This is a genomic window from Algoriphagus sp., assembly GCF_046296635.1.
GTDB lineage: Bacteria > Bacteroidota > Bacteroidia > Cytophagales > Cyclobacteriaceae > Algoriphagus.
Genome location: NZ_JBKBKZ010000018.1, coordinates 98,905 through 106,618, shown reverse-complemented (window position 1 = coordinate 106,618; position 7,714 = coordinate 98,905). Strand labels below are relative to the sequence as shown.

Annotated in this window: 7 protein-coding genes; 5 read left to right on the top strand and 2 right to left on the bottom strand. The window is 40.3% G+C overall.

Going from position 1 to position 7,714, the window contains the following annotated elements; all coding sequences use genetic code 11:
- The first annotated feature begins 366 nt into the window (after positions 1 to 366).
- From ACK4HU_RS14090 to ACK4HU_RS14070, 5 genes are all read left to right on the top strand, one after another.
- The gene (locus ACK4HU_RS14090; protein ID WP_409807773.1) at positions 367 to 939 is read left to right on the top strand and encodes a gluconate 2-dehydrogenase subunit 3 family protein; all 573 of its coding nucleotides are present in this window, start codon (positions 367 to 369) and stop codon (positions 937 to 939) included.
- The gene (locus tag ACK4HU_RS14085) at positions 932 to 2,641 is read left to right on the top strand and encodes a GMC oxidoreductase (RefSeq protein WP_409807771.1); all 1,710 of its coding nucleotides are present in this window, start codon (positions 932 to 934) and stop codon (positions 2,639 to 2,641) included. Before ACK4HU_RS14090 ends, ACK4HU_RS14085 begins: the two co-directional genes overlap by 8 nt.
- Before the next feature lie 233 nt (positions 2,642 to 2,874).
- Entirely contained in the window at positions 2,875 to 4,392 is a 1,518-nt protein-coding gene (locus tag ACK4HU_RS14080) for a hypothetical protein (protein ID WP_409807769.1), read from the top strand.
- Positions 4,346 to 4,900, top strand: a complete 555-nt coding sequence (locus tag ACK4HU_RS14075; RefSeq protein WP_409807767.1) for a hypothetical protein — start codon at positions 4,346 to 4,348, stop codon at positions 4,898 to 4,900. Before ACK4HU_RS14080 ends, ACK4HU_RS14075 begins: the two co-directional genes overlap by 47 nt.
- 103 nt (positions 4,901 to 5,003) lie before the next feature.
- On the top strand, positions 5,004 to 5,240 hold the full coding sequence (locus ACK4HU_RS14070) for a hypothetical protein (RefSeq protein ID WP_409807765.1): 237 nt from the start codon (positions 5,004 to 5,006) through the stop codon (positions 5,238 to 5,240).
- 697 nt (positions 5,241 to 5,937) lie between these two features.
- On the opposite strand, the gene ACK4HU_RS14065 is transcribed toward ACK4HU_RS14070, so the two are convergent.
- Both ACK4HU_RS14065 and ACK4HU_RS14060 read right to left on the bottom strand, forming a co-directional pair.
- A complete protein-coding gene (locus ACK4HU_RS14065; protein WP_409807763.1) occupies positions 5,938 to 7,146 on the bottom strand; it encodes an ATP-binding protein in 1,209 nt (402 codons plus the stop codon).
- A gap of 247 nt (positions 7,147 to 7,393) precedes the next feature.
- Positions 7,394 to 7,678, bottom strand: a complete 285-nt coding sequence (locus tag ACK4HU_RS14060) for a hypothetical protein (protein WP_409807762.1) — start codon at positions 7,676 to 7,678, stop codon at positions 7,394 to 7,396.
- Positions 7,679 to 7,714: the final 36 nt, after the last annotated feature.

Below are 7,714 nucleotides of genomic sequence, written 5' to 3'. Positions count from 1 at the left end.
AAATGCGGCTGCGCCGCATTTCCCTCCCCTCCTTGTAATTATCCAAGATTCGGTGGCCGAGCGAAGTCGAGGTCATTTTGTTAAAAGGAAATACTGGTAAGAAAGCGGATATACATTTTTTCAAATCTGCATATCCGCTATACTTCCAGTAGGTGAATTTTTCTTTGTTTATTGGTTGGGTGATTCGGCTACGCTCAGCACAAGTGACCGAAGACCGAATACCTAAGAAGGCTTCAAATTAGGTTTTATTTTCAACCATGGGTAAATCATAAAAATAAAGTACTTCTTTTTCACTGGGTTTTAGAGCCAAAATTCCCTACTTTTTAGGCTCAATTGCTTTGAACCCAATCTATCTCAATCAACTATATGAACAGACGGATCGCCCTGAGGCATCTCGCCCTGATTTCTGGAGGACTCGTGTTGATTCCTTCCTGCGACTTCAGCAGCGATGATATTCTAGCCGCCTATCAAAATCTAAAAGTAACCGCTTCTCAAAAAAATCTGCTGGGGGCGATTTCAGATACGATCATCCCCGCCGGAGAAATTAAAGGAGCACTCAATCTGGAAGTTCCCGATTTCATTTTGGTCATGGTCAATGATTGCTTCACAAAAGAAAATCAAGAAAAATTCACTGCCGGACTTTTGGCATTTCCGAATTATGTTCAAAAGACTTCAGGCAAGAAATATGAAGCACTTTCGACTAAGGAAAAGGAGGAATTGATCCTCACTGGAACCAAACTCGAAGGGGATGATACAGCGGAAGGCAAAGAAAGAGCAAATATTTCCTACTTCTTAAATTCTACTAAGCGCTTCACCATCCAAGGCTACATGGCCTCCGAATACATCCAAACCGAGATAATTCCTTATTCCCTCATTCCTGGCGAGTACAATGGTGCTGTCCTGATCTCTGACCTCCAAAAACCACGCATCAATGGCTAATCTGAATATCCGTAGTAGACAAGAACGAACATACCAAGCCATTGTCATCGGTTCAGGAATAAGCGGAGCTTGGGCTGCAAAGGAACTTTGTGACCTAGGTGTTAAAACCCTGATGATCGAGCGCGGGAAAAACGTTGAGCATATCAAAGATTATCCAACGACCAACAAGCTTCCCTACGAATTCGAACATCGGGGACAGATTCCGCAAAGCATCCAAGATGAAAATCCGGTAGTCAGTCGATGCTACGCCTTTCGAGAAGATGCCATGCACTTTTTCGTCAAAGACACCGAGCATCCTTATGTACAGGAGAAGCCCTTTGACTGGATCAGAGGATACCAAGTAGGAGGAAAATCTCTGCTTTGGGCCAGACAAGTACAGCGTTGGTCTGACTTTGATTTTGAAGGCCCGGCTCGTGATGGATTTGCTGTGGACTGGCCGATTCGATACAAAGACATCGAAAAATGGTACAGTCATGTTGAGAAATTCGCTGGCGTTTCGGGCAACAAAGACGGCCTTCCAAATCTACCGGATGGAGAATTTCTGCCTGGATACGAATTGAATGTGGTGGAAAAATATTTTGCGGAGCAACTGAAAAAAAACTACGGAAATGAGCGTCACATGATCTCTTCCCGATGCGCGCATATCAATGGCAATTTGGATTTCTTTGCGCAGCAAGGAAGGGCAAAATGTCAAAACAGAAATCTTTGCCAGCGCGGTTGTCCGTTTGGAGGTTATTTCAGTTCAAATTCATCGACCATTCCTTGGGCTTTGAAAACTGGTAATCTTACCATGAGACCTGATGCGGTGGTGCATTCGATCATTTATGATGAGGAAAAAGGAAAAGCCACCGGAGTGCGAATCGTTGATCGCCTGACCAAGGAGACCGAAGAATTCTATGCAGACGTCATCTTCCTTAACGCTGCAGCACTCAATTCCAATTTGGTTTTGATGAATTCTTCCTCCAACCGTTTCCCCAATGGATTGGGAAATGACAGTGGCGTTCTTGGGAAATACGTAGCATTCCATAACTATCGAGCGGGAGTTTCAGCCGAGCATGAAGGACATTCGGAATACACCACCTCAGGTGGCCGTCCGACAAGCGGGTATTTCCCGAGATTCCGAAATGTGTACAAACAAGAAACTGATTTCCTGAGAGGCTACGCTGCTGGATTTTCAGCGGGAAGAGGCGTCCGAACCAATTCTGACGGAGTGGGAATGGAATTGAAAAACAACTTGCTCAATCCAAGCGAATATGGACTCTGGAATGTGGGTTCGCACATGATGGGTGAGACTATACCAAAAGAAAGCAATTACGTTGCCTTGGATCCAACGCAGGTGGATGAGTGGGGAATTCCTCAACTCAAAATCAGCGTAGAATACGACGAAAACGATGAGAAGATGATCAAGGATTATATCGAGCAGATGTCTGAGATGTTTACCAAAGCCGGATTTACCAATATCCGAACTCGTGACGACAACCGAGCTCCTGGACTGGATATTCATGAAATGGGTGGCGTACGAATGGGCAAAGACCCAAAAACATCCATGCTCAATTCAAATCATCAGCTTCATGCAGTTCCCAATGTCTACGTGACTGATGGAGCGTCAATGACTTCAACTGCAACTCAAAATCCGTCACTAACCTATATGGCATTTGCAGCGAGAGCGGCACATCATGCGGTGGCGGAAAGCAAGAAGTGAAGTTAGAAATCTAAAGTCAGAAGTCTGAAAAAGGGCCCAAGTCGAGAGATTTGGGCTTTTTTAATGTAAAAAAGTAATTGTATCTCTTGACTTTTTAAAAAATCTTTTCGATACTTCTTTCAAGTTTTCAACAACTAAATCTCTTTTTTTATGAAAAACACTTTTGCCCCCCCCCCAAGTACAAAAATCTAGGTAGATTAGGATTCTTAAGTTTTCTTGCTCTTTTGATCACTATGAATATCCTAATGACCTCATGTGTCGAAGAACCAGAATCACCCAAAATTGAGGTCGGTGAAAATGGACAACTTGCCAAAATAAAATCTTGGTTTGAAGAAAACAAAACCAACCTAAGACTCCCCGAACGGGGATCAAACTTTCGGTCAGAGTCTCAGGGACTGATATTGCCATTTTTTGAAAAAGAGCCCGACTGGGATAAGTTTCACCATTACTATTTTCCTGACGGAAGGGAAGTTTTTGAGATTTCACTGGAGAATGCCACCAAATATTTTTTAACCAGTATGATTGACAGCTTTCCAGATCGCAATCCAGCTGATGTTGTGATTCAGAATATTATGTTTGTCAAGCATCCCACAGCTGAGCGATTTGACCCTTTGATTGCGAGGTACTATCCAGACAATAATTTGTCAGTCTCCTCCTTTCAGGAGATTAGCTATGATGGAATTCCCTATGACTGGTCTGGAATGGTGGATATTTGGACTTATGACGAGCGGCATTTTATCGGATTTATTTTTCAAAAAGGCGAGTTGACTAGTCATTTCAGATATGGCCAATCCAACAGAGAAAATTCCAGAATTCAATCAGATTGCCGAGAAATAACGAGAGAAGTCACCTACACTACGGTTGATCCTGATGGGATAGTAACAGTTCATGCCAGTACAATCAAACTTACCCATTGCTCTGGATCTGGTGGCTATACTCCCGAAGGAGGTCAAGGAACAGGTGATGGCGGAGAATATCACGACTATCAAAGGCCCCCTTGCTGTGACGACCCTGTGCCAGTGCCTTCAAGAGATTTGCCTACTTATGATCCACCAAAGATACCTTCACCTGAGACTATAATCAATCAGCTAAGCAACCCCTGCGCTATTAACATCTTCAAGGGTTTGTCAAAAAACGCTCAAGATCTTACCAGTCTTCATGGTTTAGGTGCGTTGGATATTTTTCCCGGAATGCTGGATCTGTTTAAACAAAGTGGAAGGTTTGATTACCGAATCCAAAATGGCCACACCGATGGTGCAAATGCAGTAACTGAAAGGATCAATGGAATCAATACCATCACGCTTAGCAATGACTATCTCCTTAAAGCTACTTCGCTTAGTGTGGCCAGAACTATTTTTCATGAAACGGTACATGCCTTCTTGTTGGAGCACACTTACAATATGGATTTGAGGTACAATTACAATACTTTCAATTTATTGATCCGTTATTTTGAAAAATATGATCAAAATTGGAATGGTACTCATCATGCTGCGATGAGTGATTTTATTCTTGGTATGGCGGTATCACTGTATAATTGGGACAAGAAATCCGGACCGACTGGTGGTACTTTGGGTTTTGATTATTACTACAAAATGGCATTTGGTGGGTTGGTCAACCCTAACAATCCTACCCAATTGATTGACGAAGCAAAACCGTTTATTCCACCTGGAAGCAGCTGGGCAGATATCGAGAAAATTTTAATTAATGAAGCAACTGGAACTAATCAAGCAAATGGGACGAAGTGTAATTAATTGGTTTTTTATTCCGGTGACGATCTTATTGCCCCTGATAGCAGGGGCTCAAGATAAAAAGGGCCTGTCTCGAGAGCAATATCAGGTAATAGAAGATGCCTTTAAAAATTCAGGAAAGGATCATACCCGGATTTTCTTTCAGACCATTGATTATAAATCATGGGTTCATCTTCTCTATGGAACCTATTACCGGGAAAAGCGAGGAATAGCCCTATGTTCTTTTGATAACACCAAATTAGAAGGAGCAATTGATCAACTGATCTATCATGTGAAGAATATTAGGGTAAAAGAGATCAACAAGAATAAACTTGGAAAAAGGTTCGTTTTTATTGATGACTTGACGGAATACCCTTATCTGTCAATCACCGAACCGATTATTATAGGAGAATATTCCTTTATTTTGTTCAAACATTTAAACTCTGAAAGCCTAAGTGTTCAAAAAAAGAATGGTAAAGGGGATTGGATTTTTGAATGCGCAATTCCACTTTATGTAGTATTTGTTGACTAGTGAAAAAAAGCCATCTCTTTTGGGATGGCTTTTTTATACATCTGATTTTGAAGTTCGATTGAATTAGCAAGACCCAAACAGAAATATTTCATTTTATTTTAGTATGGCTGTCTCGCTTTACAATTGGGATAAAAAGTCAGGACCAACCGGAGGTACTTTGGGTTTTGATTATTACTACAAAATTGCTTTTGGAGGACTTGTAAAAAATAGTGACCCGACTCAGCTTATTGACGAGGCCAAGCAATTTCTTCCCCCAGGTACTAGCTGGTCCGAAATCGACAGAATTTTACAAAATGAAGCCAATGGAAACTATCAAGCATATGGAGAAAAGTGCAATTAAAATAAAATTGACCGTATTGATTCTATTTGTTTTTTCATCAGGGATGACCTTCAGTCAGTCAATAAAAGAATTGGCAATGGAACAGTATGAAATTTAGGAGAGTACTTACATAGAAGCAAACGAAGAAACTATTCAAATTTTATTTTCAGACTTTGGAATTTGAACCGTGGATGAATTTACTCTGGGATGATGATTATCTTTCAGAAATAGGAATCGGATTGTGTTCCTTCAGCGACGAAGAGTTGAAGGCCTCATTCCAGTTGCTCAGAGGTTTTGTGAGAGATCTAGAGAAAAAATAATCAATTCAAAACATCTTGAGAAAAAGTTTAGACTTACCAAAACCAAAAAATGTTCGCTTTTTTTCAGAAGCTATAATTGTAGGTAGGTACTCTTTTCAATTCGTAAGGAATTCGAATAACAAAAGTGTCCATGTACAAAAGAAAGATAAAGATGGAAATTGGAATTATGAGTGCGGAGTTCCTCTCCAATTTGAATTGCATTAATTGATTAAATTATGAGCCATCCCAAAATTGGGATGGCTTTTTTTATTTAACCAATTTAAAAGTTCGACTGAAGATGATGCCACAATTGATCTTTCCTTTTCCGTGACATCAGCGCATTATGCGGTGGCAGAAAACAAAAAGTAAAGTGAGAAAGCTGAAAAAAAATGGCCCAAGTCGTGAGATTTGGGCTTTTTTTACTCCCCGGTTAAGAATTTCCGCAGGGAGACCTGCTTAATTCCTTCAAAAGTATTTCCTTCAAAGTCGTCTAAGGTGATGACCAGTTTTGGATAGTTGTCATCAATCAGCTGAAGGTTGCCAAATTCCCGCTGAATAGTGGAAGGCTCTTTGATGGAGAGTGCTACTTGGATATAAAGGGTTTCCCCATTTTTTTTGCAAATAAAATTCACTTCTTTATCGCCCAAGACACCAACCTTGACTTCATAACCTGAAATCAGGAGTTGGTTGTGGACGGCATTCTCTATGATTTTTCCGAGATCTTCCGGCCGGTATCCCCATAGGCCATGTCTGATCCCAAGGTTTTCGAAATAGTATTTATCTCCGATCTCAAAAAGACGCTTTCCCACCAAATCGTAGCGAGGCACCTGATGAATCAAAAAAGCGTTAGTCAGGTACGAAATGTATGCCTGAACCTGATTAGGAGCCATCTTGACTTGCTGGGATTTCAGAAATGCCGAAATCTTATTGGCGGAGAACAAACTTCCGGTGTAGCTTGCCAGGAAAAGGACTAACTTTTCTAAAAAGACGGTGTTTCGGATTGAGTTTCTGTTTACAACATCCCGATATAGGATCGTGGTGTATATGTTTTTTAAATACTCAAAAGCTACCGCATCGGTCAATTCCAAATGTCTGAGGTAGGGCAGTCCACCGTATTTGAGAAACTTTTCCAATGCGCTGTCCTCATTTTCCAAACCATGAAATCTTAAAAACTCAAGAAAAGAAAGGCTATATACTTTGATTTCAATCACCCTACCGCTCAGAAAACCAGCAATATCGCCGGAAAGGAGATTGGCATTGCTTCCGGTGCAATAGATATCAAGCTCATCGTCCAAAATCAAGGATCTTAGCGCAATTTGAAAATTGTCTATATCCTGAATTTCATCGATAAAGACATAATTGAGCATTCCTGACTTTTTTTGATCTTTAATAAATTGGTGCAGTTTCTCAGCGTTTGTCAAAAAAGCAAAATCCAGGTCTTCTTTGTTGATGTAAATGATCGGGGCTTCTGGTGATTCAGCTTGGATTTTTTGAATCAATTGATACAAAATATAGCTTTTACCTACTCTGCGTTGTCCGGTAAATACCTTAATGAGAGATTTCCCCATGAAGGGAATCACTCGATTTAAATACTGAGGACGCTCAAAAATATCTTCTGGAATACGCATTCTAGCTACTTATCTTACTCCAAAGCTATACAAAATTGTAATCGTAATTACAAAATGTGAAGATTTAATCAAAAATTATACTCATAATTATAACTTTTACATTCATCCATTTAAATGGCCATTTCCCCAAATCAATATTTCCGTTGGATAACAAGAATTAAGTTAGAAATCTAAATTCTGAAGTCTGAAAAGGACTCATTCGAAGGTTTTGGGCTTTTTTTAAACCTGTTGCAAGTAATCTTTTGAATCAAATCTTCCGATCCAGCCAAGCCAAAAAACCTACCCAAATCAGGAACTTAACAGCCAAACCTATCGAAAAATAGAAAATCCAATCCTGCGGTTCTGCATTTGGAAATAGCCAAAGTAAATCGGAGTCGATATCAATATTCCATCCTGAAAACATTCCCTCTGAAGCCAAATAGGCCATATAACCACTTGCTAAGGCTAGGATCACCAGAATTACCTGACCAATTTTTAAGACAGTTTTTCCGAGCATTAGGCCAGGATCGGTATAGGATACAGTGGGATTCATAAGTGTCAGATTTTCTTCAATTTACAGAAAATCAAA